24 protein-coding genes are annotated in these 24,068 nt (G+C 73.2%); 9 read left to right on the forward strand and 15 right to left on the reverse strand.

Translation table 11 applies throughout. From position 1 onward, the window contains the following. Positions 1–81: 81 nt before the first annotated feature. From AB0877_RS30625 to AB0877_RS30635, 3 genes are read right to left on the reverse strand one after another with little or no spacing between them, the layout of a single operon-like run. Positions 82–1,698, reverse strand: coding sequence for a prenyltransferase/squalene oxidase repeat-containing protein (locus AB0877_RS30625; protein WP_366613176.1), 1,617 nt, complete (start codon positions 1,696–1,698; stop codon positions 82–84). Next, the gene (locus tag AB0877_RS30630) at positions 1,691–2,608 is read right to left on the reverse strand and encodes a terpene synthase family protein (protein WP_366613178.1); all 918 of its coding nucleotides are present in this window, start codon (positions 2,606–2,608) and stop codon (positions 1,691–1,693) included. The genes AB0877_RS30625 and AB0877_RS30630 overlap by 8 nt, the downstream gene beginning before the upstream one ends. Further along, on the reverse strand, positions 2,605–3,942 hold the full coding sequence (locus AB0877_RS30635; protein WP_366613213.1) for a cytochrome P450: 1,338 nt from the start codon (positions 3,940–3,942) through the stop codon (positions 2,605–2,607). Before AB0877_RS30635 ends, AB0877_RS30630 begins: the two co-directional genes overlap by 4 nt. A gap of 442 nt (positions 3,943–4,384) precedes the next feature. Between AB0877_RS30635 and AB0877_RS30640 the strand changes: the two genes are divergently transcribed. Continuing rightward, positions 4,385–4,633, forward strand: a complete 249-nt coding sequence (locus AB0877_RS30640; RefSeq protein ID WP_091403743.1) for a DUF2630 family protein — start codon at positions 4,385–4,387, stop codon at positions 4,631–4,633. 44 nt (positions 4,634–4,677) lie between these two features. Here AB0877_RS30640 and AB0877_RS30645 read toward each other — a convergent pair whose 3' ends face one another. The 3 genes from AB0877_RS30645 to AB0877_RS30655 form a co-directional block, all read right to left on the reverse strand. Next, entirely contained in the window at positions 4,678–5,610 is a 933-nt protein-coding gene (locus tag AB0877_RS30645) for an RIO1 family regulatory kinase/ATPase (protein ID WP_366613180.1), read from the reverse strand. Between the two features lie 212 nt (positions 5,611–5,822). Next, complete coding sequence (locus AB0877_RS30650) at positions 5,823–6,467, reverse strand: HAD family hydrolase (protein ID WP_238681707.1); 645 nt, start codon at positions 6,465–6,467, stop codon at positions 5,823–5,825. Positions 6,468–6,532: 65 nt separating this feature from the next. Next, entirely contained in the window at positions 6,533–7,393 is an 861-nt protein-coding gene (locus tag AB0877_RS30655; RefSeq protein WP_366613182.1) for a carbon-nitrogen hydrolase family protein, read from the reverse strand. Positions 7,394–7,470: 77 nt separating this feature from the next. On the opposite strand from AB0877_RS30655, the gene AB0877_RS30660 reads away from it, so the two are divergent. The 6 genes from AB0877_RS30660 to mug all read left to right on the forward strand — a co-directional run bounded on the left by AB0877_RS30660 (position 7,471) and on the right by mug (position 11,753). Further along, the gene (locus AB0877_RS30660; protein ID WP_355009969.1) at positions 7,471–8,043 is read left to right on the forward strand and encodes a helix-turn-helix domain-containing protein; all 573 of its coding nucleotides are present in this window, start codon (positions 7,471–7,473) and stop codon (positions 8,041–8,043) included. An 81-nt stretch (positions 8,044–8,124) separates the two neighbouring features. Continuing rightward, positions 8,125–9,048 (forward strand): TIGR04222 domain-containing membrane protein, encoded by a 924-nt coding sequence (locus AB0877_RS30665; RefSeq protein ID WP_366613184.1) that lies wholly within the window; start codon positions 8,125–8,127, stop codon positions 9,046–9,048. After that, a complete protein-coding gene (locus tag AB0877_RS30670; protein ID WP_366613186.1) occupies positions 9,045–9,863 on the forward strand; it encodes a DUF692 domain-containing protein in 819 nt (272 codons plus the stop codon). The genes AB0877_RS30665 and AB0877_RS30670 overlap by 4 nt, the downstream gene beginning before the upstream one ends. After that, positions 9,860–10,405, forward strand: a complete 546-nt coding sequence (locus tag AB0877_RS30675; protein WP_366613188.1) for a hypothetical protein — start codon at positions 9,860–9,862, stop codon at positions 10,403–10,405. Before AB0877_RS30670 ends, AB0877_RS30675 begins: the two co-directional genes overlap by 4 nt. After that, positions 10,390–11,151 carry an SDR family oxidoreductase gene (locus AB0877_RS30680; protein WP_366613190.1) on the forward strand — a complete coding sequence of 254 codons (762 nt, stop codon included), beginning with the start codon at positions 10,390–10,392 and terminating at the stop codon, positions 11,149–11,151. The genes AB0877_RS30675 and AB0877_RS30680 overlap by 16 nt, the downstream gene beginning before the upstream one ends. Next, entirely contained in the window at positions 11,148–11,753 is a 606-nt protein-coding gene (gene mug / locus AB0877_RS30685) for a G/U mismatch-specific DNA glycosylase (RefSeq protein WP_366613192.1), read from the forward strand. The genes AB0877_RS30680 and mug overlap by 4 nt, the downstream gene beginning before the upstream one ends. A gap of 43 nt (positions 11,754–11,796) precedes the next feature. On the opposite strand, the gene AB0877_RS30690 is transcribed toward mug, so the two are convergent. The 4 genes from AB0877_RS30690 to AB0877_RS30705 all read right to left on the reverse strand — a co-directional run bounded on the left by AB0877_RS30690 (position 11,797) and on the right by AB0877_RS30705 (position 17,638). Next, on the reverse strand, positions 11,797–14,304 hold the full coding sequence (locus AB0877_RS30690; protein ID WP_366613194.1) for a DUF6493 family protein: 2,508 nt from the start codon (positions 14,302–14,304) through the stop codon (positions 11,797–11,799). A gap of 201 nt (positions 14,305–14,505) precedes the next feature. After that, entirely contained in the window at positions 14,506–16,482 is a 1,977-nt protein-coding gene (locus AB0877_RS30695; protein ID WP_366613215.1) for an ABC transporter ATP-binding protein, read from the reverse strand. 114 nt (positions 16,483–16,596) lie between these two features. Continuing rightward, positions 16,597–17,364, reverse strand: coding sequence for an enoyl-CoA hydratase/isomerase family protein (locus tag AB0877_RS30700; RefSeq protein ID WP_366613196.1), 768 nt, complete (start codon positions 17,362–17,364; stop codon positions 16,597–16,599). Positions 17,365–17,410: 46 nt separating this feature from the next. Further along, positions 17,411–17,638: a helix-turn-helix domain-containing protein gene (locus tag AB0877_RS30705; protein WP_007462679.1), complete on the reverse strand. Its 228-nt coding sequence runs from the start codon at positions 17,636–17,638 to the stop codon at positions 17,411–17,413. Positions 17,639–17,854: 216 nt separating this feature from the next. Between AB0877_RS30705 and AB0877_RS30710 the strand changes: the two genes are divergently transcribed. Beyond that, positions 17,855–18,454: a cadmium resistance transporter gene (locus tag AB0877_RS30710; RefSeq protein ID WP_366613198.1), complete on the forward strand. Its 600-nt coding sequence runs from the start codon at positions 17,855–17,857 to the stop codon at positions 18,452–18,454. 19 nt (positions 18,455–18,473) lie between these two features. On the opposite strand, the gene AB0877_RS30715 is transcribed toward AB0877_RS30710, so the two are convergent. Next, positions 18,474–20,078, reverse strand: coding sequence for an ABC-F family ATP-binding cassette domain-containing protein (locus AB0877_RS30715; RefSeq protein WP_366613200.1), 1,605 nt, complete (start codon positions 20,076–20,078; stop codon positions 18,474–18,476). 262 nt (positions 20,079–20,340) lie between these two features. On the opposite strand from AB0877_RS30715, the gene AB0877_RS30720 reads away from it, so the two are divergent. Next, complete coding sequence (locus tag AB0877_RS30720) at positions 20,341–21,264, forward strand: neutral zinc metallopeptidase (protein ID WP_366613202.1); 924 nt, start codon at positions 20,341–20,343, stop codon at positions 21,262–21,264. Between the two features lie 71 nt (positions 21,265–21,335). On the opposite strand, the gene AB0877_RS30725 is transcribed toward AB0877_RS30720, so the two are convergent. The 4 genes from AB0877_RS30725 to AB0877_RS30740 form a co-directional block, all read right to left on the reverse strand. Then, positions 21,336–21,695, reverse strand: a complete 360-nt coding sequence (locus AB0877_RS30725; RefSeq protein WP_366613204.1) for a nuclear transport factor 2 family protein — start codon at positions 21,693–21,695, stop codon at positions 21,336–21,338. 64 nt (positions 21,696–21,759) lie between these two features. After that, complete coding sequence (locus AB0877_RS30730) at positions 21,760–22,059, reverse strand: muconolactone Delta-isomerase family protein (RefSeq protein WP_366613206.1); 300 nt, start codon at positions 22,057–22,059, stop codon at positions 21,760–21,762. Between the two features lie 250 nt (positions 22,060–22,309). After that, the gene (locus tag AB0877_RS30735; RefSeq protein ID WP_366613207.1) at positions 22,310–22,957 is read right to left on the reverse strand and encodes an acVLRF1 family peptidyl-tRNA hydrolase; all 648 of its coding nucleotides are present in this window, start codon (positions 22,955–22,957) and stop codon (positions 22,310–22,312) included. 203 nt (positions 22,958–23,160) lie between these two features. Then, entirely contained in the window at positions 23,161–23,793 is a 633-nt protein-coding gene (locus tag AB0877_RS30740) for a LysE family transporter (RefSeq protein ID WP_366613209.1), read from the reverse strand. Positions 23,794–24,068 lie beyond the last annotated feature (275 nt).

Raw genomic sequence — 24,068 nt, forward strand, 5'->3', positions numbered from 1 at the left:
GATCAGAGGGGGCGACGTCCCACCACAGCGGGGCATCCGGGGCTGAGGCTCTGCGTACGCTAGCAGTGTCCACACAACCCCTCAAGTCGCTGTTTTTGTTGACTGGTAACCGCAATCCACCACCGATCGGTCCACCCCGGAGGCATGGACGCCGGCCATCCGGCAGGCGGCGAGCACCGTGGCGCGAACGATGAGGATTGGACAGTACAGCTCCTTGCCGTACCACAGTGGAGGGTGCTCCCGCGCGGCGGATCCGTGCAGGTAGGCGTGCCCGCGCGCCACGGCGTCATCGACCCGGGGCACCGTCGTCGGCACCGTCAACAGCACCTGGAGGGCGTACGCGGTCTCCTCGACGGTGCCGTCCCACCGCCCCCACGAGCCGTCCGGGCGCTGGCTGTTCAGCACCCAGCCGGCCGCCCGATCCACCGCCTCGGCGGCGGCCGCGCCCCGCCCGAAGTCGGCAAGCGCCAGCACGCAGCAGGCGGTGGCGTAGTACGGCGACGCGTGCCACCTGTCCTGCCAGGCACCGTCCACGCGTTGACGCCCGGTCAGCACAGCGCTCAGCCGGTCGACCGCCCGGTGACAGCGCGCGTCAGCGTCCGGTTGCCGGCTCACGTGCTGACCGAAGGCGTTCAGCACGTGGGCGTTCGTGGTGACCGAGAAACCGTCCTCCCCCGGCCAGGTGCAGAAGCCGTCCGCCGTCTCGTACGCCCAGAGGCTGGCCGGGTCCGCCGGGCGGCCGAGTCGAGCCAACGCGTCGAGGGACACCGCCGTGGTGTCGGCGTCGGTCGGCAGGCCCTCGCCGGTGGCGATGCCCTGGCCCGTGGTGGCAGCGGTCAGGCTCTGCAGGACGGAGGCCGGCGGGTCGATCGTGAACCCGGCCCGGTGCAGACCGCTCAGTACCCAGGCGCGCTCGAAGACGGTGATCGGTGCCGGGCAGGGCACCGGACCACCTCCGTCGCTGATCAACGCCCGCAGGAAGGCGTACGCGGCGGGACCGGCAGCCGGGCCGGCGACGCTCAGCCAGGCCGCGGTCGCGGCCGGTGAAGCGCCGACCACGGTGAGCGTGGGGCCGGCGTCGGAGGGCGCCGCGTCCAGGATCTCGTAGAAGTGGGCCAACTTCGGCGGCAGCACCGCTCCGGCAGCCACCGCGGACCGCACCGCGCGCAGCCGGTCCCGGTTCAGCCCGGCCGGGAGCGGCAGTGGCGCGCGAGCCAGCCGGTCGGCGACGCCTCGTTCCAGCCCGGCGAGTCGGCCATTGATCGTGTCGACCAGCGCCGGAACGATGAGGTCCAGCGCGGGGGTGTCCGGCAGGGTCCGGGCGTCCATGCGGAGCAGCGTGTCGACGAGCGCGCGGAGCCCACGGGCCACCGGGGCGAGCAGCTGCGTCCCGGACCTGCCGTCGGACAACACGGCGAGCAGCGCGTCGGTGGCGCTCAGCGTCGGCACCAGGGCGTACCCCTCGGGTGGACCCCAGGCCCCGTCCGGACGCTGGCTGCGCACCAAAAACGAGATCCGCTGGTGGTGCCCGTCGAGCCAGGGAGCGACGGCGACCAGCCGCCCGGTCTCGTACACCGACGCCGCGACCTTTCCCCATGGCCGCAGGCCAAGGCGGGCGATCAGGTCGTCGGCGGCGTCGACGAGCGGGTCGGCAGTCGTCGCCGCGTCGGTGATGACCAGGGCGGCGCAGTCACTCATCGCGCACTCCCCAGAAGTCCGACACCTGGTAGAACCCGCCGGTGAAGGAGATCTGCCGGTTGAGGTAGTCCGCCTGACGGGGGCACCGCTCGGCGAGGGCGGCCAGGTCCGCCCGGGAGCGGGCGGTCAGCTCGGCCAGCCGGTCGTGCACCTGCGCCGGGTCGTCGACGAGCGAGAGGGCGTTCAGGTCACCCCACTCGGCGTCACGTGCGTGTGTGGCGAGGTCGTTGACCAACCGCAGCACCCGCTGCACGCCACGTCCGGCGTCCAGCAGGTCGGTCAACTGGGCAAGTGTCCGGTCGTCACCGGTCGCGATCCAGTGGGTGACGTTGACGAAGGAGCAGGCCAGGTTGTCCGCGTTGTCCAGGTAGCGGTCCAGGTCCGGCAGGCGTCGCCCGGTGGTCGGGTCGGTCGGCAGGTTCTTCCAGTCCCACTCCCGCGCCACGGCGTCGAGCATCCGGGCCAGCTCGTCACGCCAGATCGGGCGCCGCCGGGCGAACGCCGGCACGGCGCTCAGCTCGTCGCGCAGGTCGGCCAGCAGTCGGGCCAGGTGCCGCCCGGGTGGCGGCGCGCCGCCGTCGGCCACCGCCAGGCAGTCGTTCACGACCTCCCGGACGTCGTCGACGGACCGGGCGAGGTAGTCGACCTGCCAGTCGGCGGCGAAGACCCAGAGCAGGGTACGGGTGGTGATCCGCAGTTCGGCGGCGGTGTGCCACGGCGCGGTGAAGGCGATGGCGGTGGCCACCGACGTGAGCAGTGCCGGGTCGAACGGCGCGGCGTCGAACAGCTCGGGATGGGCGGCGGTGACGGTCTGAAGGTCGCGTACGCCCCGTACGGCGAGTGCGCACACCCGGCCCTGTTCGGCCACCGCGTCCTGACCGGCCCGCGCCGGTCGCGGGGTCCCCGTCACGGCGCGGCCGGACGCTCGACCGGGGTGAGGATGAGTTCGGCCCGTTGCCTGGGTTGCAGCGAGGCGCCCATCCGGGGGGTGAGATCGACCGGTTCACGGAGCCGGAAGCGGTAGCGGCTCAGCACGGTGCTGACGATGAGCTGGGCCTCCAGCAGGAACAGGTACTGCCCGAGGCACTGGTGCGGGCCCCCGCCGAACGGGAAGTACGAGTATCGGTAACGCCGCCGGGGCAGCTCCGGCGCGAACCGCTCCGGGTCGAAGAGTGTCGGGTCGGTCCAGAACGTCGACATCCGCTGGGTCACGTACGGGCTGACCAGCACGGTGCCGCCGGCCTTGACCCGCACCCCGCCCAGCACGTCGTCGGCGACCGCGGTGCGCGGGATCATCCAGCCGGCCGGGTAGAGCCGCAGCATCTCGTCGAGCACCATCCGGCCGTAGCGCAGTCGGGGCAGGTGCTCGCGGCCGACCCGTTCGGCGCCGACCACCCGCTCGATCTCGTCGGTCATGCGCTCGGCCACGTCGGGGCGGGACGCCAGCACCGGCCACAGCCAGGAGAGCAGGGCGATGGTGGTCTCGGTGGCGGTGGAGAACATCGCCACCACGTCGCCGCGGATCGCGTACTCGTCGGGTTCGCTGCCGTCGGCGCGCGGCCGGCAGAGCGTGGAGATGACGTCCTCGCCGTCGGTGGGATGGGCCCGGGCCTCCCGGATGATCGGCAGCACGACCTCGTCGATGGTGCGCACCGCCTCGCGGAAGCGCCGGTCACCGGGCATCGGCACCGCGTACGGCACGGCGGGCATCAGCAGTCGGGGGAGCATCGCGGTGGTGACGGTGTCCAGCGCGGCGCTGATCCGCAGCGCGTCGGGGACCGAGATCCGGTCGGCGAAGAGCACCCGCATGGTGGTGCGCAGGACGATCCGGGTCAGCTCGCCGCCGCCGTCGATCGGGCGCCCGGCGCGGGCCGGTTCGAGCCACTCGTCGACCGCCTCGTTGATCGCCTCGGCCATCCTGTCGACGAGCATCTCGGCCCGCTTGGCGGTGAACAACGGTTGCAGCGCGCCTCGGCTGGACTCCCAGATCTCACCCTCAGCGACCAGGATGGCGTCACCGACGATTCGACGTACGGGCCGCCAGAGCAACCCGTCGCCGTCGCGGGTGTAGTTGGCAACGTTGTCCCGCAGAATGCGTTGCAGGTGCTCAGGGTGGCTGACCAGATAGGGGCGGAACGAGCCGAGGTTGAGCCGGACGACGTCACCGCCGGCATTCTGCGCGATGTCGACGAGTGCGCCCAGCGGATCGCGGGCCAGTGCCGGGAGTACGCGTCGTAACGGGATCGTCCGGGGCTCGGCGCTGACGGCGACGGAGCGCGCCTCGGACACCTGCGACATCGAACCACGTCTCCTCGTCGTCCCGACGACCGTGACGGTCCACTTCGGTCGCTCGGGTTGATGAATCTTTCACCTTCTGGGCCGCCGGAAGCATCTCACCAAACGGAGGGCACCTCCAGACTTGCGGACGACGCAATTTCCATCTAAGCGCACGCACAACCATCGATGTTCTACGTCGAGCGAATCCTGAATGGATATTCAGACGTGGCATCGGTCGGGTAGCCGACCGCGCCACCACGAGCGGCGGAAGCGGGCCGCGGGCCGCCGGCCGGGCTGCCACCTGCGCGCCCGGGCGACGGAGGGCCGAGCGGCGCGGGTCGGTGATCCGGGACGCACCGGTACCCCCGAATCCGGGCGACGCCCGGCACCCTGTGCCAGGCTCTGTGGCATGGACGACAAGACCATCCTGAACCGGATCTCCGAGCTGGTCGACGAGGAACACAAGCTGCGTGCCGACGCCCAGGCCCACGAGTCGGGCACCGAGGGCGAGGCCAGCGAGCGGCTGCGCGCCCTGGAGGAGTCCCTCGACCAGTGCTGGGACCTGCTCCGCCGCCGGCGGGCCGCCCGGGAGACCCACGGCGACCCGGACGCCCAGGGCGAACGCCCCAAGCCCGAGGTGGAGCGCTACCTGCAATAGCCGACGTGGCGGGTCGGGCGGTGCGGCCGCCCGACCCGCTCCGATCAGCGCAGGCCCGCCTCGTGCAGCAGCTCTCCGGTCAAACTGCCCGGGTCCACCAGCTCGGCGGGGAGACCCCGGGCCGCGAACCAGGCGCCGACCACCCGCACATCGCGGGCCAGGAACTCCGGCCCCTGTGGGTTCGCCACCACGTCGACCACCTGCGGCAGGTCGATCACGACCAGTCGCCCCTGGTGCACGAGCAGGTTGTACGGCGACAGGTCGCCGTGCGCGTAACCGGCCCGCGCCAGCACCCGTAGCGCCTCCACCAGTTGGGCCCACAGGTCACGCAGCTCGGTGGGGCCGGGTCGCAGCTGGGCCAGTCGGGGTGCCGCCTCCCCCGACTCGGCGTCACCGACGAACTCCAGCATCAGCTCGGTGCCCCGCAACTGCACCGGGTACGGCACGGCGATCCGGTCGTGCCCGGCGCCGATCTCCCAGAGCCGGCTCAGCGCGGCGAACTCGGCCGCCGCCCACTGCCCGGCGATCATCTGCCGGCCGAACGCCGTCCGGCCGGCCATCGCCCGGTTCTCCCGGGACCGGCGAACCCGACGGCCCTCCAGATAGCCGGCATCGCGGTGGAACAACCGGTGCTCGGGATCGCGGTAGCGTTTCACCGCCAGCAGACAGGACCGGTCGGTGTCCGGCACGGCCCGACGCACCAGGTGGACGTCCGCCTCTTTGCCGGTCTTCAACACACCCAGCTCGGCGTCCTTGGCGGCCAACTCGGTGACCAGCCAGGCGGGGTGCGGCTGTGGCCCGTGCACGGCGTCGTCCCAGGACGACCAGCGCTCGCCGGTGTCCGGGTCAGGTTCGCTGTCCGGGTCCGCGAGCGGCTCGGTGGGCCGCCCGCGCTTCAGAAACTGCGGTTCGTCGTCGTCGAAGCGGCTCTTGCCGCGGCTCCGGCGCTCAAGGGCCGGAAGGTCATGATCGCGCACTGTGGTGAGGTTCCCTTGGTCGAGGCTGAGATAGGCAGCTGGAAGCGACCTGCAAAGACGGCCATGACCCGCCTCCTCTCCTCGACCGGGCACACGCCCGGGATGCACCATACGCGGACCATGCTGGTACGGCCACGTCGGCCGGTCAACCGAATTACCGGGCCGCCACCCGAACGACCCCTCGGACGCCCGGCCGACAGCGCGGAGAACCCTCAGCGGGCCAGGACGGTGGCGACCGCGGCGATCAACCCGTCCACGGTGCGGCTCGGCGCGAACCGGACGTCCGTCCAGGTGCGTCCCCGGTGCAGCCAGACGCTGGGCAGCCCGACGGCGGCGGCCCCGCCGATGTCCGCCTCCGGGCTGTCGCCGATCACCCACGCCCCGCGCAGCGGCATCCGGACCCGCTGGGCGGCGAGCGCGAAGATTCTCGGGTTGGGCTTGCTGACGCCGGCCTCCTCGGAAATCACCCAGTCCGCGACGTACTGGTCCAGCCCGGTCTGGCGAATCTTGGCGTCCTCGACGCGTACCGTGCCGTTGCAGACCACCACCGGCACCCAGCCGGCGTCGTCGGCGATCCGCAGCGCGCAGGCGGTCAGCGGGTCGAGCCGGGTCTGCGCCACCACCCCGTCGTGCAGCTCCTCGACCAGGTCGATCGAGGGAATCCGCAGCTCGTAACGGTCCCGGATGGCGTCGGCGAGGTCCCAGCGGTCGGTCAGACCGTCGGCGTCGATCGAGATCAGCCAGTCGATGTCGGTGTGGGGCGCGCCGATGCTGTCCAGGAAGCGCTCACCCCAGCGGCGGAACGGCCCGGCCCGATCCAGCAGGGTGTTGTCCAGGTCCAGCAGGAGCAGTGGCACTCGGGCACCCTACGGGACCGACGTGTCCGCCAACAGATGCGGCGGGTATCGAGCTGACGGCGGGCTCAGCCCGGCATCGACAGCCGCGCGCCGCCCTGGTCCGGCAGCCGATCGAGAAGCATCGAGTGGGCCGTCCGGGTGGCCGCGAGCACCGCGGGATCCAGCGTCGCCACGAGGACCGCCGTGCCGTCGTCCGTCCCGCGAGCCAGCACCCGCCCCTCGGGGTCGTAGATGGCCGCACCGCCGTTGAACCGCCACGGATCGACTCCCCCGACCGCGTTGGCGAAGACCACGAACATCGTGTTGTCCAGGGCACGTGCGGCGTAGTAGAGGTCCCGGCGGTGCTCGGAGCCGGCCAGGTATCCGCTGGGGCACAGGTAGGCGTGCGCGCCGTCGAGGGCGGCGGCGCGGCCGTGCTCGGGGAAACAGCCGTCGTAGCAGATGCCGAGCCCGAGCCGCCAGTCGTCGACGAGCAGCGTGGCACCCCGGTCGCCCGGGCTGAACAGCTCCCGCTCGTCGCCCCACAACTGCTGTTTGTCGTACCCGACCCGCACCTCGCCGGTCCGGTCGACCACCAGCGCCGCGATGGTCCGCCGGCCGCCGGGGTGCCGGACGGCCGCGCCGACCACCGCGGTGACGCCGGCCTCGCGCGTCGCGACGCGCAGCGGGTCGAGCCGGGGATCCGCGACCATCCCGGCCGGGTCGGCCGCGACGTCCGTGCCGGCCGGATCGGCGGCGAGAACGGGCGGGTGGTACGCGCAGAGGAACAGCTCCGGCAGGACGGCCACCCGGGCGCCCCGCTCGCCGGCCTGGCGGACCAGGTCCGCGGCGACGACCGTGTTGCCGGCGACGTCGCCCGGTGTGGGGGTGGCCTGCACGGTGGCCACTGTCAGCGGGGAGTTGGGCACGGTGTGGGGCTGGGTCACCGGGCGATGGTAGTCGGCCACGTCCCAAGCCGTACGTACGGTTTGCGTGCCCACCGGTGACCTGCAACGATCGACGTGTGCCCAGAGTAAGCCAGGACCAGCTCGATGCGCGGCGGCAGGAGATCCTCGCCGCAGCCCGGGCGTGTTTCGCCCGGCTCGGCTACGAGGGGGCGACCGTACGCCGCCTCGAGGAGGCCACCGGCCTGTCCCGTGGCGCGATCTTCCACCACTTCCGCGACAAGGACTCGCTCTTCCTGGCCGTCGCCGAGGACGACGCCGCGGTCATGGTCGAGACGGTGGCCCGCAACGGCCTGGTGCAGGTGATGCGCGATCTGCTCGCCCGCGCCGTCTCGCCGGACACCACCGGCTGGTTGGGCAGCCAACTGGAGGTCTCCCGTCGGCTGCGCACCGACCCGGCGTTCGCCAAGCGCTGGGCGGAGCGCTCCGCCGCGATCGCGGAGGCGACCCGGGACCGGCTGGCCCGCCAGCGCGACGCCGGGGTGCTGCGCGAGGACGTCCCGATCGACGTGCTGGCCCAGTTCCTGGAGCTGGCCTACGACGGCCTGGTGCTGCACCTGGCCATGGGCCGGCCGGCCGGCGACCTGGGCCCGGTGCTCGACCTCGTCGAGGAGGCGGTCCGCCGGCACTGACCGCGCGCACACCGGTCTGTCGACCGTGGCGAGGCTGCTCCACAATGGGGCCGCCGATCCCTCCGGTGACAGGAGCAGTCGATGATCGTTTACGCCGCGTCCGGCGACACCTGGGGCATCTCCGGCCCGACCTTCCTGCGCTACTACATCGCCGCGGCCGTTCTGGTGGTGGCGATCGTGGCGTACCAGCGGTTGCGTCTGGCGGTCGGGGCGAGCGCCGCCACGACCGCCGATCCCCTCGGACCACAGCAGGTCGCCTACCTCAACGGTGGCCCTCAGCTCGCGGTGCACGCGTCGCTCGGCGGGCTGCGCGGCAGCGGCGCGGTCGGCGTAGGACCGGACCGTCGACTGACCACCGTCGGCGCCGCACCGACCGGGCTCACCCCACTGGACCAGGCCATCCACTGGGCCGCCCATCAGCACTCGCGGGTCCGGGATCTGCCCCGGGACGAGCGCGTCAGCGTCGCGCTGCACCAGATCCGCAACGGCCTGGAGCAGCGCGGACTGCTGACCGACGACGCGCAGCGCGCGCGGGCCCGCTTCTGGGCCACGCTCCTGATCGCCCTGCTGGGTCTCGGTGTGCTCCGGTTGGTCTCCGGCCTGTTCAGCGGCCGCCCGGTCGGCTACCTGTCGCTGACCCTAGTCGCTCTGCTGGTCGTCACGCTGGTGCTGCGGCGGGTTCCGATGCTCACCCGGGCCGGTCGGGCCGCCCTGCGCTCGGTCCGCCGCCAGCACACCCACCTCGCCCCCGCCTCCGCGCCGGCCTACGCCACCTACGGAGCGGCCGGCGCGGCGATGGGCGTGGCCCTGTACGGCACCGCCTCGCTCTGGGCGCTCGACCCGGGCTTCGCCGAGCAGGCCGAGATCCAGCGCCAGGCCGCCGCCGGTAGCGGCTGGAGCGGTGGCGGCGACGGGTCGTCGGGCGGTGGTGACAGCTCCGGCTCGGACGGCGGCAGCTCCTGCGGCGGCGGAGGCGGGTGCGGAGGCGGGGGGTGCGGCGGATGACCGGCCCGTCCGGCGTCGGCATCGGCTGGCGGCCGGAGATCGCCGGTTTCGTGGCCGAGCTGCCCGGCCTGCGCTTCGTGGAGGTGGTGGCCGAGGGGGTGCCCGCCTCCGGGCCGCTCCCGCCCGGCCTGGCCCAGCTGCGGGACCGCGCGGTGACCGTCGTACCCCACGGGGTGCGGCTCTCTCTCGGCGGCGCCGAACCGGTCGACCCGGCCCGGGTCGCGCACCTGGCCGCGGTGGCGCACCGCCTGGACGCCCCGCTGGTCAGTGAGCACATCGCGTTCGTCCGGGCCGGCGGCCTGGAGGCCGGTCACCTGCTGCCGCTGCCGCGCAGCCGGGAGGCCGTCGACGCGGTCTGCGCCAACGTCGCGCGGGCCCAGGCCGAGCTTCCGGTGCCGATCGCGCTGGAACCGATCGCCGCGCTCGTCGACTGGCCCGACGACGAGCTGACCGAGGCGGACTTCCTCACCGAGATCCTCGACCGGACCGGCGCACTGCTGCTGCTGGACGTGGCGAACGTGCACGCCAACGCCCGCAACCGGGGCACCGACCCGCTGGCGTTGCTGGACCGCCTGCCGCTGGAGCGGGTCGCGTACGCCCACGTGGCCGGCGGCGCGGAGCACGGCGGTTTCTACCACGACACCCACACCGACCCGGTGCCGACGGCGGTGCTGGAGCTTCTCGGTGCGCTCTGCGCCCGACGGCGGCCGCCGGCCCTGCTGCTGGAGCGCGACGGCCACTATCCGCCGGCCGTCGAACTCCGCGCCGAACTGGACGCCCTGGCCGCCGCCGCGGGCTTCCCGGCCGTGACATGACGGGCACACCCGAGGATGCCGGCGCGCCGACGCACCGCGCGGGGCTGGCCGAACGGCAGGCCGAACTGGTCGCGGCGCTGGTCGCCGGGGGTGAGCCACCGGCGGGGTTCGCGCCGGGGCCGCTGGCCGCCACCCGCGCGGCCCTGCTGCGCAAACGGGCCGGCGAGGTGGCCCGGCACTGGCCACTGCTCGCCGCCGGTCTCGGTGCGGGCTGGTCGACCACCTTCGCCGAGTGGGCGGCCCGGCGACCCACCGCCGGATCGCTGCGCGACGGGTGGGACCTGGCCCGGGCGCTGCGCGCCCAGCAGGCGCTCCCCCCGGCCGCCGCCGAGGAGTTGGCCGTCCGGGAGGCACGCCTGCGCTACGACGGGCTTCGAGCGCCGCGCCCACGCCGGGCGCCAGCGGTGGGCCGCGCCGGCGGTGCCGTCGCGGTGCAGATCGCCGGCCGGGTACGCCTGCTGCGACCCGCTTCACGGCTGTCCACCCGTGCTGGCGACGGTATGGCGGATGCGGCAGGATCGCAGTTATGGATCTCGGACTGACCGACCGCGTGTACGTCCTCACCGGCGCCTCCCGCGGTCTGGGTTACGCGACCGCACAGAGCCTGGTCGCCGACGGCGCGCGGGTCGTGCTCTCGGCCCGCGACCCGGACGCGGTGGCCGCCGCGACGCAGCACCTGGGCGGCCCGGAGCACGCCATCGGGCTCACCGCGGACCTGACCGACCCGGAGACCCCGGGGCAGCTCGTCGCCGCCGCCCAGGAGCACTTCGGCCGGCTCGACGGCGCGCTGATCTCGGTCGGCGGCCCACCTGCGGGCAACGCCGCGGCGATCAGCGACGAGCAGTGGCGGCTCTCCTTCGAGACCGTCTTCCTCGGCAGCATCCGCGCGGTCCGCACGATCGCCGCCGCACTGCCGGAGGGCGGCGCGATCGGGCTGGTGCTCTCCACCTCGGCGCGTGGCCCGGTCCCCGGTCTCGGCATCTCCAACGGTCTGCGGCCCGGCCTGGTCGGGGCCGCCAAGGACATCGCCGACGACTACGGGCCCCGGGGAGTCCGGGTGGTCGGTTTGCTGCCCGGCCGGATCATGACCGACCGCAACCGGGAGCTGTTCGCCGCGACCGGCGACCCGGAGCGGGCCCGCGCCGAGGCGGAGGCCGGCATCCCGCTGCGCCGCCTGGGCGACCCGAGTGAGTTCGGCCGGGTGGCCGCGTTCGTGCTCTCCCCCGCCGCGAGCTACCTCACCGGGATCACCCTGCCGGTCGACGGCGGCGCGCTGCGCGGGCTGTGACACCCGAGTCGGTCGAGGCGCGGCGTTCCGGCCCGGCCCGGCCGACCCGCGCGGACCTCGCGGCGGCCACCGACCGGACGATTCCCGACGTCCTCGCCCCCGGCCTGGCGGTGCTCTTCGTCGGCATCAACCCGGGCCTGTGGTCGGCGGCGACGGGCTGGCACTTCGCCCGCCCCGGCAACCGGTTCTGGCCGGCCCTGCACCGGGGCGGGTTCACCCCCCGGCTGCTGCACCCCAGCGAACAGGACCAACTGCCCTCCCTCGGGCTCGGCATCACCAACATGGCCGCCCGGGCCAGTGCCCGCGCGGACGAGCTGAGCACCGGGGAACTCCTCGACGGCGCGGCGATCCTGACCGACAAGGTGGCCCGGTACCGGCCGCGCTGGGTGGCGGTGGTGGGGGTGACCGCGTACCGGATCGGTTTCCAGCGGCCGAAGGCCGCCTTCGGGCCGCAACCGGAGACGCTGGCCGACGCGCGGCTGTGGGTGCTACCCAACCCCAGCGGCCTGAACGCGCACTTCACCCCGGTCACCCTGGGCCTGGCGTTCGCCGAGTTGCGGGTGGCGACCGAGTTGCCGGACCAGCGCCCGACGACCACCTGACCGCGCGGCCGGTCACCGATGCCGGCCCGCCGCGACCGGCGAGTCAGGTGATCAGCGCGGTGTGCAGCCGGCGGGCCTCGGTCACCAACCGGCTCGTGCCGCCGCGCGCCACCACGTCGGCCAGCCCCGGCAGCTCGATGCGGACACCTGTCGCGCCGGCCGTCTCGGCGGCCAGGGCGAGCAGGTCGGGCGTGCCGCGGGGCGGGGCCGACCCGGCCAGCAGCGGCGGCAGCGCGGCGGCGAGAAGCCGCCACACACTGAGCCGGGCACCGGCCGCGACCGCGTCCCGCAGCGGCGTCACCGCCCGGCTCAGCGTCACCTGCTCGTCCGCCGCCAGCGCGCCCAACCGCCCGCCGACGCCCGGGGCGTCCAACTCGCCGGCCGCCGCCACGATCAGGAGGGCGTCGAGGGCGGCGACCCGGTCCACCTCGTGTCGCGCGCACAGCCCGTACGCCAGCGCCAGGTCGAACGCCGGCCCGCCGACGCCACCGCCGTCGGCGAGCTGCGGCAGCATCGCGACGGGCCCTTCGGCGTCCTCCTGGGCGGCGCTGGCGACAGCGGGCAGCAGCCGAGCGGCGACCACGCCCCGGTGCCCCGGCAGCAGCGCCGGCCACAGGTCACTCCAGTCGGCGGGGCCCTGCCCGACCGCGGGAGCCGGCACGGTGAGCAGGCCGAGCGGGTCCGCCACACCCTCGGGGGCGGCGGTGGTGACGAGCGTGCGGCGCGCGGGCAGGCGGTCGTAGCTGAAGTCGTACCTGCCGTTGCGCTCACGCCTGCCGACCACGACGACCTGCTGCACCGGCCCCGGTAGGGCGGCCCCGCGCAGCCATCCGGCCAGTTCGTCGCCGGCAGCGGTGCCGAGCGCCGCGGCCCGGGTCGCCAGCGCGTCGTCCACACCGGCGGGCAGCCGTAGCAGCGCCTGGGTGAGATCCCAGCGCCACGCCGGCCGGTCGCCGAGCGCGACCAGCCGTTCGTAGAGCGCGGCCGGGTCGACGCGGCCGGTGGTGGACGTCGGGGCGGCCAGCAGCCCGGGGTCGTCCGAGCCGTCCAGACGCTGCCCGATCTCCGCGAGCCGGGAACAGTAGACCTGGGTGAGCGGCGAGTGCGTGGACGGGCCGGCGCTCGGTCGACGGCGCAGGAGGCGCTGCGTCCAGGTCCTGCGCTGGCCGAGGATGCCGGACCACTGCTCGCGCTGGACGTGAGCCACCGCCGGATCGGCGGCGGCCAACAGAAGGCCGTTCAGCTGGGCCCGCAGGTTGAAGGCGGCCCAACCGCCGTGGTGCCTCCGGACCTCCGCGCGTCGGAGCACCGGCGAGAGGGCAGCGGCCAACCGGTCCCGGTCCGTGGTGGCCAACCGGACCAGCCCGTCGAGGACCCGCTCCAGCACCACCGCGGGCCAGTGCCGACCGAGCAGTCCGGAGATCTCCTCCGCCAACTCGTCGACGTCGGTGATCGGCGGCGGCGCCAACGCGGGCGGCACCGGCGGCGGCAACTCGTCGTCGGCCACCGGCGCGGTGACCGTGGCGACCGGCCGATGGCCGTGCCGCTGTGCCAGCGCCGCCGCGCGGTCCCGCAGATCGGCGGACGGTTGGCCGACACCCGACGCCAGAACCTCGGCGATGTCGGCCGACCGATCGGGTCTCTGCCGGGCCAGTCGATCCAACCAGGACAACTGCGCCCGCACCAACGCCTTCTCCGGTCGACCCAGCACGACCCGCGCGGTGTCCAGCACCGAGTCGAGGTCCAGGTCGCCGCCCGCGTCCCGCAACGCCCGCTGAGCCGGACCGGCCACCGGCCCCGGCGCGTCGGCCAGCAACCGCAGGTACGCGCTCGCCCGCGCCGCGACCTCGGCCGGCGTGGGTGCCAGCAGGTCGTGCAGGGCGAGGAACGGACGCAGCGCGCCCGGCCGATCGCCGCGCAGCAGACGGCCAAGCACCCCGTCGAGCACCGTCGACCGGTCGAGCCGCCCCTCGGTCGCCAGCGCGGCCAACGCCGGAGGCACTCCCTGCCCGGCACCGTTCGACGTCAGGTCGAGGCCGATCCCGTCGACCTCGAACAGCCGGGGCAGCAAAGTGTCCAGGAACGGGTCGGCGCGAAGCTTGTCGACGAGGGACCGCGGTCGGCTCTCGGATCGCGCCACCCACAGCGAGTGCGCCCAACCCGCGACGAAGGCGTCCCCCGTGGGCGGCGGGGCCTTCTCGGCCAGCAGCAACCCGGCGATGAAATCCCATTCCTCCCACGAACGGCTGCGGGGCATCCGCTCAGCCAGCCGGTACGCCACCTCGGCCAACCAGGGCACGCCCCGCAGGCGGGCCGCTTCGATCACCGGCCGCGGGTCGACGTTGCCCAGCTCCACCGACCGCCGCCCGAGCAGAGCCGAGGTCTTGCTGGCGGTGCTCAACGTGCCCACCGCGGCCACCGCCAGGGCGGTCGCCTGCCTGTCCCCCCACCAGGTGTCCCGCCGACTTCGCACATGGGCCGTCAGCTCCTGGCCGAGCGCCTGTCGGGCCGGCTCGTCCAGCGTGCTCAACAACGCACCGACGGCGGACACGTCGCCGATGCTCACACACCTCAGGAAGTGCGTCACCGCCCTGCCTCCGCGGCGTGCCCGTTCGCGGCCCGGCCCAGGGCCCGCCGTACTCTCGCATCGCTCGCCAGCAGGGCGGTCGGCAGGAGGTTCCGGTGTGTCTGCACGGCGCACACCGTAGAGCAACCGACCGACATGCCCCCGGGAGCGAGCCCGCGCCCGGGTTCAGTTGGCGGCGGCCGGTGGCAGCACCTCGTCGGCGCGGTAGGTGCCCAGCGGCATGACCACCGGCTCGGGACCGGTCGCGTCGACGAACGGGGTGGGCGAGTCGGCGACCGCGAACTGGGTGCGGTACAGCTCGGCGTAGAGACCACCGACGGCCACCAACTCGTCGTGCCGTCCCCGCTCGACGATCCGTCCGTCGTCGAGGACGAGGATCTGGTCGGCGTCTCGCACCGTGGAGAGCCGGTGCGCGATCACCAGCGCGGTCCGCCCGGCCAGCGCCACCGACAGCGCCCGCTGCACCGCCGCCTCGCTCTCCGAGTCGAGGTGAGCGGTCGCCTCGTCGAGGATCACGATCGACGGTGCCTTGAGCAGCAGCCGCGCTATCGCGATGCGCTGCTTCTCGCCGCCGGAGAACCGGTAGCCGCGTTCCCCCACCGTGGTGTCCAGACCGTCGGGCAGCGCCCGAACCAGATCGGCCACCTGCGCCCCGGCCAGGGCGGCCCAGATCTCGTCGTCGGTGGCGTCCGGCTTGGCGTAGCGCAGATTCTCGGCGATCGTCTCGTGGAACAGGTGCGAATCCTGAGTGACCACACCGATCTCGTCGCGCAGGGAGGCGAGCGTCGCGTCGCGGACGTCCACCCCGCCGACGAGCACCTGCCCGTCGCTGACGTCGTAGATCCGGGAGATGAGCATCGACAGCGTCGACTTGCCCGCCCCGGACGGGCCGACCAGCGCGACCATCTGCCCCGGCTCGACGCTGAACGAGACCCCCTTCAGCACCGGTTCGTTGACGGTCCGGTCGAGGGTGGCGACCTCCTCCAGGGAGGCGAGGGAGATCTCGGCGGCGCTCGGGTAGCGGAAACGCACGTCGCGGAAGTCGACCCGGCCGGCGCCCAGGGGCACCGGCACCGCGTCGGGCTTCTCCACGATGCCCGGCTTGAGGTCGAGCACCTCGAAGACCCGGTCGAAGGAGACCAGCGCGCTCATCACGTCCACCCGGACGTTGGAGAGCGCGGTGAGCGGCCCGTACAGACGGGTGAGCAGCAGCGCGAGCGTCACCACGGTGCCGGCGCTGACCCCGCCGGTCACCGCGAGCCAGCCGCCGAGACCGTAGGTCAGCGCCTGCGCCAGCGAGGCGACCAGCAGCATCGCCACGAAGAAGGTACGGGAATACATGGCGGACTGGATGCCGATGTCGCGGACCCGCTCGGCCCGGTCGCCGAACCGGCGGGCCTCGATCTCGGGCTGGCCGAAGAGCTTCACCAGCAGCGCGCCGGCCACCCCGAACCGCTCGGTCATCGTCGCGTTCATCTTGGCGTCGAGGTTGTACGCCTCGCGGGTGATCTCGGCCAGTCGCTTGCCGACCCGGCGGGCCGGAATGATGAAGATCGGTAGCAGCACCAGTGACAGAGCGGTGATCTGCCAGGAGAGAGTGAACATCACCGCCGCGGTGAGGACCAGCTGGATGACGTTGCTGACCACACCGGACAGGGTGGAGGTGAACGCCCGCTGGGCGCCGAGCACGTCGTTGTTGAGCCTGCTGACCAGGGCACCGGTCTGGGTGCGGGTGAAGAACTGCAACGGCATCCGCTGCACGTGGTCGTAGACCCGGGTGCGCAGGTTGAAGATGATGCCCTCGCCGATGCGGGCGGAATACCACCGCTGGGCCAGCGACAGCAGCGCGTCCGCGACCGCGAGCGCGGCGATGAACAGGGCCAGCCGTACCACGAGCTGCCCGGCCTCGGTGCCGCCCCGGTTGATCGCGTTGATCACGTCGCCGGCGAGCACCGGGGTGGCCACGCCGATGATGGCGGCCAACACCACGGTGGCCAGGAAGACGACGATGTCGCGCCGGTAGGGGTGGGCGAAGGCGACGATGCGGCGGGCCACCCCGCGCTTGAGCCGGTGGGTGGAGACCTCGTCGCGGTTGCGCATCGACCGGAGCATGCTCCACCCGGCCATGCCACCGCCGGACATCGGGTTGGACATCGCTCACCTCCGGGTTGCCGGGCGGACCGCACCGTCAGGTCAATTCTCCCGACGAGTGTGACAACCTCGGTCGTAACCCGGATCTTCCCGCGCGGTCCTTACCTATTCTCCCCTGCCGGCGAGGTCACGCAGCCGACGGGTCTGCGCCTCCCGCTCGGCGCGCTGCTGGTCGGCGTGCGACCGCCCGGCGGCCCCGGCGAGCAGCGCCTTGATCTCGACCACCGCGTCGCGGGCCCCGGAGAGCAGGCCGGCGGTCAGGTCCCGCACCGCGCCGTCCAGCTCGGCCGGGGGTACGACCAGGGTGGCCAGCCCGATCCGGTCCGCCTCGGCGGCGTCCAACCGGCGGCCGGTCGCACAGATCTCCAACGCCCGCGAATAGCCGACCAGCTCGACGAGGCGTTTCGTCCCGGCCAGATCCGGCACCAGGCCGAGGGTCACCTCGGCCATCGACAACTTCGCGTCCGCGGACAGCACTCGCAGGTCACAGGCGAGCGCGAGCTGAAGGCCCGCACCGATCGCGTGGCCCTGCACGGCCGCGACAGAGACGACGTCCGGCCGGTGCAGCCAGGTGAAACCGGCCTGGAACTCCGCGATGCGCTCGGCGCACTCCTGCTCGGGCAGCGTGGCCAGCTCGGCGAACGACCCCGGACCGGAGGCGCCCGCCACCGCGAGATCGAGGCCGGCCGAGAACGCGCGACCCTCACCGCGGACCACCACCACCCGCACGTCGCCGGGCAGGTCGCGGGAGAAGTCGCTCATCGCTCGCCACATCGCGGGCGTCTGGGCATTGAGCACGTCGGGCCGGCACAACGTCACCGTGGCGACCGGCCCGTCGCAAGTCAGCCGAACCCCGGTCGCCTCGGCGGTCACCGGACTTCCCGGGGCGCGGCGCTGGTGGACGACGCTGCGGGGCGGGTCACGCCTTCTTGCGGCGTCGGGCGCCACCGCGCTGACGCAGCTGCACGCCGGACTCGGTGAGCACTCGGTGGATGAACCCGTAGGAACGGCCGGTCGAGGCCGCCAACGCGCGGATGCTCTCCCCCGAGGTGTACCGCTTTACCAGGTCCTTGGCGAGCGTCTGACGCTCGGCTCCGACGATCCGGCGACCCTTCTCAGTGCTGGTGGCTGTGCCAGTGGCTGCCATGCTGTGTCCTCACGTCCCAGACTGTGCGGTTCGGATACGGTCCCACCTATTAGACCGCCTCGAACGATCATGCGCCAGATATCAACTCTTCGCCAACCGACACGCTATGCAATGTCAGCTTCCCGATAGAGTGATCCTGGCGATGCGGCCCGCCGCGGCGTCCGGGCGTACCACCCGCCGGCGCTGGCTGCTGCCGGCAAGCCGTAGCCTGCCGTCGTGATCGACCTGCTCAGCACGGCGGCCGGCGCGGCGCTGGTCTTCGCCGCGACCGACATCGACGACATCGTCATCCTGACCCTGTTCTTCGTCGCGGCCCGCACCACCGGTCGACCCCGCCCGTGGCAGATTGTCGCCGGCCAATACGTCGGTATCGGTGCGCTCGCGCTGGCGAGCGCGGTGGTGGCGGCCGGGCTGCTCGTGGTGCCGGACCCGTGGACGGGGCTTCTCGGCCTGTTACCGATCGCGCTCGGCGTACGCGCGCTGCGTCGCTCCGACGAGGACGAGACCCCCACTGTCGTCACCGGAGCGCTCGGCGTGGCCGGCGTGACGATCGCGAACGGCGCCGACAACGTGGCCGTCTACGTACCCGTCTTCCGAGCCCTCGGCCCCGCCGACAGCGCGGTGTTTCTCCTGATCTTCGTGCTGCTCATCGCGCTGTGGTGTGCCGTCGGCGCGTGGCTGGGAGGGCACCCACGGGTGGTCCGGCTGGTCGAACGCGCCGGCCACTGGCTGGTGCCGACGATCTTCATCGGCATCGGCGTGGTGATCCTGGTCAGCTCCGGCGTCGTCGGCCGGCTGGTCGACCTGCTCGGCTGAGGGCCGGCCGGGAGCCTGATCAGGCCAGTTCGACAAGCTCGAGCAGGTCGTCGCTCCAGGCGTCCTCGTCGCCGTCGGGCAGCAGGATGGCCCGGTCCGGCTTGAGCGCCAGCACCGCACCCGGGTCGTGGGTGACCAGGACGATCGCGCCGGGATAGTTGGCGATGGCGTCGAGGACCTGCTCCCGGCTGACCGGGTCGAGGTTGTTCGTCGGCTCGTCGAGCAACAGCACGTTGGCGCCGGAACAGACCAGGGTGGACAGCGCCAGCCGGGTCTTCTCGCCGCCGGAGAGCACCCCGGCCGGCTTGTTCACGTCGTCACCGGAGAACAGGAACGCACCCAGGATCTTGCGCAGGTCGGTGTCGGACTGTTCGACGGCGGCGGCGCGCATGTTCTCCAGGACCGTCCGCTCCACGTCCAGCGTCTCGTGCTCCTGGGCGTAGTAGCCCAGCCGCAGGCCGTGCCCCGCGTGCACCTCGCCGGTGTCCGGGCTGAGCAGCCCGCCGAGCATCCGCAGCAGGGTCGTCTTGCCCGCGCCGTTGAGCCCGAGGATGGCCACCCGGGAGCCCCGGTCCACCGCGACGTTGACGTCGGTGAAGATCTCCAGCGATCCGTACGACTTGGAGAGCCCGGTCGCGGTGAGCGGGGTCTTGCCGCACGGCGCGGGACTGGGGAAGCGCACCTTGGCCACCCGGTCGGCGACCCGCACCTCCTCCAGGCCGGAGATGAGCTTCTCGGCACGGCGGGCCATGTTCTGCGCGGCCACGGTCTTGGTGGCCTTGGCCCGCATCTTGTCGGCCTGCGCCATCAGCGCGCCAGCCTTCTTCTCCGCGTTGGCCCGCTCCCGGCGGCGGCGCCGCTCGTCGGTTTCGCGCGCCTCCAGGTACGCCTTCCAGCCCAGGTTGTAGACGTCGATGACCGACCGGGTGGCGTCGAGGAACCAGACCTTGTTGACCACCGACTCCAGCAGCGCGCCGTCGTGGGAGATCACGATCAGGCCGCCCTTGTGGTTGGCGAGGAAGCCCCGCAGCCAGGTGATCGAGTCGGCGTCGAGGTGGTTGGTGGGCTCGTCGAGCAGCAGGATGCCGCCGCCGTTCTCGCCCGCATCACGGAACAGGATCCGGGCCAGCTCGATGCGGCGGCGCTGGCCACCCGAGAGGGTGCCGATGGTCTGCGCGAGCGCCCGGTCCGGTAGGCCGAGGTTGGCGCAGATCCGCGCGGCCTCGGCCTCGGCCGCGTACCCGCCGAGGGCGGCGAACTGGTCCTCCAGCGCGCCGTAGCGACGGACCAGCTTGTCGTCGGCGTCCTCGGCGAGGCGGGCCTCGATCTCCTGCATCTGGGCCATCAGCACGTCCAGGCCGCGCGCGGAGAGCACCCGGTCGCGGCCGGTGACCTCCAGGTCACCCGTGCGCGGGTCCTGCGGCAGGTAACCGATGGCGCTGCGCTGGTCGATCTGGCCGCCGTACGGCTGCCCCTCGCCGGCGAGCACCTTCAGCGTGGTGGTCTTGCCGGCGCCGTTGCGACCGACCAGGCCGATCCGGTCACCGGGCTGCACGCGCAGGGTGGTGTCGGACAGCAGGATCCGGGAACCGGCACGCAGTTCCAGGCCGGTGGCAGTGATCATGTTTGCGGGGCTCGCTCTCGGGGTTCGGAAGGCTGACTCGGGGCACGCGAAACGGCCGGCGGGCTCAAGGCCCGACGGCGCGGGGCGGTTCAGCCTTCGCAGCGCAGCACCTGACAAGTGTACCGGGCCCCGCCGGAGCGTCGGCCCGGATTACCAACCAAGATCATCGGGTACCGGAACGCCTGTCCGGACCCCGTCCGGCACTCGATGGACGAAACGACACACAAAAGACACTCACCGGCATACGGCGATCGGGGTCACCATGGAACTCAACGAGCGGGCCGAAATCGACACCTCGCAGGTCAACGACGTGGGCCGCGGTGGCGGAGGCGGCGGAGGCGGTTTCGGCATCCCGATCCCCGGAGGCGGCGGTCGGGGCGGCATCATCGGCATCGTGGTGGCGGTGCTCGTCGCGCTGCTCGGCGGCGGCTTCGGTCTCAACGCCATGACGAACGGCGACGAGGGCGGTCAGGCCGGCGGCACCGATTTGGAGCAGCTGTGCTCCCGTGACAACCCCGAGCGTCTCGACGACGCGCGCTGCCGCAACGCGCTCTACGTCAACAGCATCCAGGCCTACTGGCAGAAGGCGTACCCGGAGCTGGGCAAGGGCAGCTACGAGCCGACCACCACCAACTTCTTTCAGCAGGCGGTGAACACCGGCTGCGGCCAGGCCGACTCCGGTGTCGGCCCGTTCTACTGCCCGGCAGACCGGAAGGTCTACATCGACCTGAGCTTCTACGACGAGTTGGCGTCCCGGTTCGGGGCGAAGGGCGAGTTCGCCCAGCCGTACGTGCTCGCCCACGAGTACGGACACCACGTCCAGAACCTCCTCGGCACCAACGCCAAGGCCGGCCAGGGCGACCAGAGCGGCCCCCAGTCCGCCTCCGTGCGGCTGGAGTTGCAGGCTGACTGCTACGCCGGCGCCTGGGCCAAGCACGCCACCGAGAGCAAGGACAAGACCGGCCAGGAACCGCTGTTCAAGTCCATCACCCAGACCGACATCAGCGAGGCGGTGCAGGCCGCCGAGGCGATCGGCGACGACAGCATCCAGGAGCGCTCCGGCGGGCGGGTCAACCCCGACCAGTTCACCCACGGCACATCCGAGCAGCGCAAGCGTTGGTTCACCCAGGGCTACGACCGCGGCGACCCGAAGACCTGCGACACCTTCGGTACCGACCAGCTCTGACAACCGCTCCGAGATCGTGGCAGGCCCCCGGCGGGCCTGCCACGATCGTCATTCCGGCCGACGCTCCGGGGTCAGGTGAGCCGCGAGACCTGGTAGTGGCCGATGAGCCAGTCGCCGTCGACTCGCCGCAGGAGCACGCCGAGGTTGACAGTCAGCGCCGGCCGGTCGGTGAAGCCGAACTCCACCTCCAGGTAACCGAGCACCACGTCGTCGGCGAGACGACGGATCTCCCGGATGTCGTACGCGGCGGTCAGGCCGAGCGGCTGCCCGGCGTAGTACGCGGCGACGCCGGCGGGACCGACCGTGTACGGCTGCAACCCCTGAAAGATCGCGTCGTCGGTGAAGCACGCCGCGACCCGATCGGGCTCGTGGGCGTCGACGGCCGATTTCCACTGGTCGAGGACGCCACGCAGAATCTGAGCGTCGGACATGGTGATCTCCCTGCTGACGGACGTGTCCCCTGGCGTGCCTGTCGAAGCGGCGTACCTCGCCGGCTCAGCGCGGCGGCTGACCCGGGTCGTTCGGGTGCGGCGTCAACGGCGTCACGGTCTCGCGCCGCCAGGCGCGCAGCGGCATCGACGCGAGCACGGCCTCCAGCTCATCGGCGTCGTCGGCCTGGAACAGCCCCCACGTCCGCCACTCCCCCGGTGCCAGCGGCGGCCGCCACAGCCGCAGGAGACTGCCCTGAGCCGTCAGCTCGGCCGAACGCGCCGCCTCCCGCGCTCGCATGTCGGCGACGCCGTCCTCCGACGTCCCCGCCGGAACCGTCGTCACCATGTCAACCAGAAACTCCACGCGCCCATCCTCCAACCGCCGGCCGGACAGCGCGGCGCGAACCCCCGTATCGGGTGGCGACCGTCTCCCCTCCGGCGCCGCCCGCGCGGGCCTCTGACGCTGCGGGTGCAGGGCTCCGACGCCGCCCGCGCGGGCCTCCGATGCTGCGGGTGCAGGGCTCCGACGCCGTCCGTGCGTGCCTCCGACGCTGCGGGTGTCGGCCTCCGAGCACGCCGGCGCAAGCCTCCGACCACGCCGGCGCAGGCCGAGGTCAGTCGGGGTCGCGCACCAGGATCCGTACCGCCCGGGCCGCACCCACCGCTGCGACCAGCACCGCGTGCCGGGGCTCCGGCACGTCGAGCAGCCGCTCCGCCCGCAACGGCACGAGGGGGGCCAACCGCCGGTCGGTCAGCACCCCGTCCACCGCCCGCCGGTCACCGCCGCAGACCAGCGCGGCGAGTGTCGCCACCTCCGGCAACAGCAGCCGTACGGCCAGGTCCGCCGCGTCGCCCAGCGCCGCCTTCGCCTGGTTGTCACGCCGGCGGGCGAACCGGTGCTGCGACCAACCCCCCGCGGCGGTGCGCCCCTGCACGTAGCGGGTGTCCACCTTGGAGACGACGAGGTCGTCACCCTCGGCCACCCCGAGCGCCACCGCGCCCTTGCGCGCCAGCAGCAGGCCGATCCGGCGGGGCGTGACAGCGGAGGCCACGAACCCGGCCACGTCCGCGCCGCCCGGCGCACCCGGCGGGGCGTGCAGCTCGGCGGTCGCCCCGTCCGGGGCGGCGAGCAGTAGGCCGTACTCCCTCGCGCTGATGCTCGGCGGGCCGTGCCGGTCGGCGAAGCCCTCGACCCAGCGGCCGACGCGGGCCGGGTCGACCTCGACCCACCGGCCTCCGCCGGCTGCGGGTCGACTGGTCATCGCCCGACCGTACGGCACGGCGAACCCATCCGGCCCCCCCGGGCGGGCCGTGTGCCCGGCCAGGGGCACACCCGGCGACACGCCGACCCGGCGCGGTCGAGCGCGGTCGGGGTGGCTGAGCCGCCGGTGAACCTGGTCCGGCTCGGCCTGACCCGCCACCTCCTGCGGGGCCGGCCGCCGCGTCGGATGGTCGCCGTGGGCATTCAGCCTGGCAGTAGCGCGGCCACCGCCAACGCGGCGATGAGCGCGCTGGAAACCAGGCCGGTCACCAGCCGGCCACGCGGCCCGGTCAGCGCCCGACCGACCACGGTGCCACCGCCGGCGATGACCAGTTGCCAGCTCGCCGACGCCAGGAACACCCCGGCCACGAACAGCACCACCGGAACCACGCCCGAGTCGGCCGTGTCCCGGCGACCGAGCACCAGGGCGGTGAAGTAGAGCACCGTCATCGGGTTCAGCAGGGTCAACCCGAGCAGCGCCGCGTAGGCCCGCCCCGGAGTGCTCATCCCCCCGCCGTCGCGTGCCGTCGGCGGTCGCTGCGAGCGGTGCGCGGACCAGGTCCGCCACAGGCCGTGCCCGGCGAGGCCGAGCAGCACCAGGGCGGCGACCACCCGCAGAGGCCCGGCGACCGGCGCGATGATCCCGGCCAGGCCCGCGCCGCCGAGCACGGCCACCACCGCGTAGAGCCCATCGGCCGTCGCCACCGCGAGCGCTGCGGCCGCACCCACCCGAAACGACGTACGGGCGCTGAGCCCCAGGATCAGAATCGCGATCGCCCCAACGGGAACGGCGACGCCGTATCCGGCCACGAGACCGGCGAGGAACGCGCCGCTCACGACGGCGGACGCGGGATCGAGGCGGGCCGGCGCGGGCTGCGCTGTCGACGCACGGCAGTGGCCGCACGGACAGGAACCTGCTTCGGGTACGCCTCAGTCACACGCGCATCCTCCGCGCCGACCCCGCGCCCCGCCACCGATTTCCGCCGCGCCCCGCGCCCCGCGCCCCGCGCCCCGCGCCCCGCGCCCCGCGCCCCGACCCCACGCCGGCGCTGACCACGCACACCCAGGCCGTCCTGCAACCTCGGGTACGCCAGGCCGAGCACTTCGGTGAC

Source organism: Micromonospora sp. NPDC047644 (genome assembly GCF_040704315.1).
Taxonomy (GTDB): Bacteria; Actinomycetota; Actinomycetes; order Mycobacteriales; family Micromonosporaceae; genus Micromonospora.

Bases quoted from the DNA above. Each gene is read 5' to 3' on its own strand.
- AB0877_RS30720 (WP_366613202.1), top strand. From the start codon at position 20,341: ATGGAACTCAACGAGCGGGCCGAAATCGACACCTCGCAGGTCAACGAC.
- AB0877_RS30675 (WP_366613188.1), top strand. From the start codon at position 9,860: ATGACGGGCACACCCGAGGATGCCGGCGCGCCGACGCACCGCGCGGGG.
- AB0877_RS30665 (WP_366613184.1), top strand. From the start codon at position 8,125: ATGATCGTTTACGCCGCGTCCGGCGACACCTGGGGCATCTCCGGCCCG.
- AB0877_RS30670 (WP_366613186.1), top strand. From the start codon at position 9,045: ATGACCGGCCCGTCCGGCGTCGGCATCGGCTGGCGGCCGGAGATCGCC.
- AB0877_RS30640 (WP_091403743.1), top strand. From the start codon at position 4,385: ATGGACGACAAGACCATCCTGAACCGGATCTCCGAGCTGGTCGACGAG.
- AB0877_RS30735 (WP_366613207.1), bottom strand. From the start codon at position 22,957: ATGACCAGTCGACCCGCAGCCGGCGGAGGCCGGTGGGTCGAGGTCGAC.
- AB0877_RS30695 (WP_366613215.1), bottom strand. From the start codon at position 16,482: ATGTCCGGCGGTGGCATGGCCGGGTGGAGCATGCTCCGGTCGATGCGC.
- AB0877_RS30625 (WP_366613176.1), bottom strand. From the start codon at position 1,698: ATGAGTGACTGCGCCGCCCTGGTCATCACCGACGCGGCGACGACTGCC.
- AB0877_RS30725 (WP_366613204.1), bottom strand. From the start codon at position 21,695: ATGTCCGACGCTCAGATTCTGCGTGGCGTCCTCGACCAGTGGAAATCG.
- AB0877_RS30680 (WP_366613190.1), top strand. From the start codon at position 10,390: ATGGATCTCGGACTGACCGACCGCGTGTACGTCCTCACCGGCGCCTCC.
- AB0877_RS30705 (WP_007462679.1), bottom strand. From the start codon at position 17,638: ATGGCAGCCACTGGCACAGCCACCAGCACTGAGAAGGGTCGCCGGATC.
- AB0877_RS30715 (WP_366613200.1), bottom strand. From the start codon at position 20,078: ATGATCACTGCCACCGGCCTGGAACTGCGTGCCGGTTCCCGGATCCTG.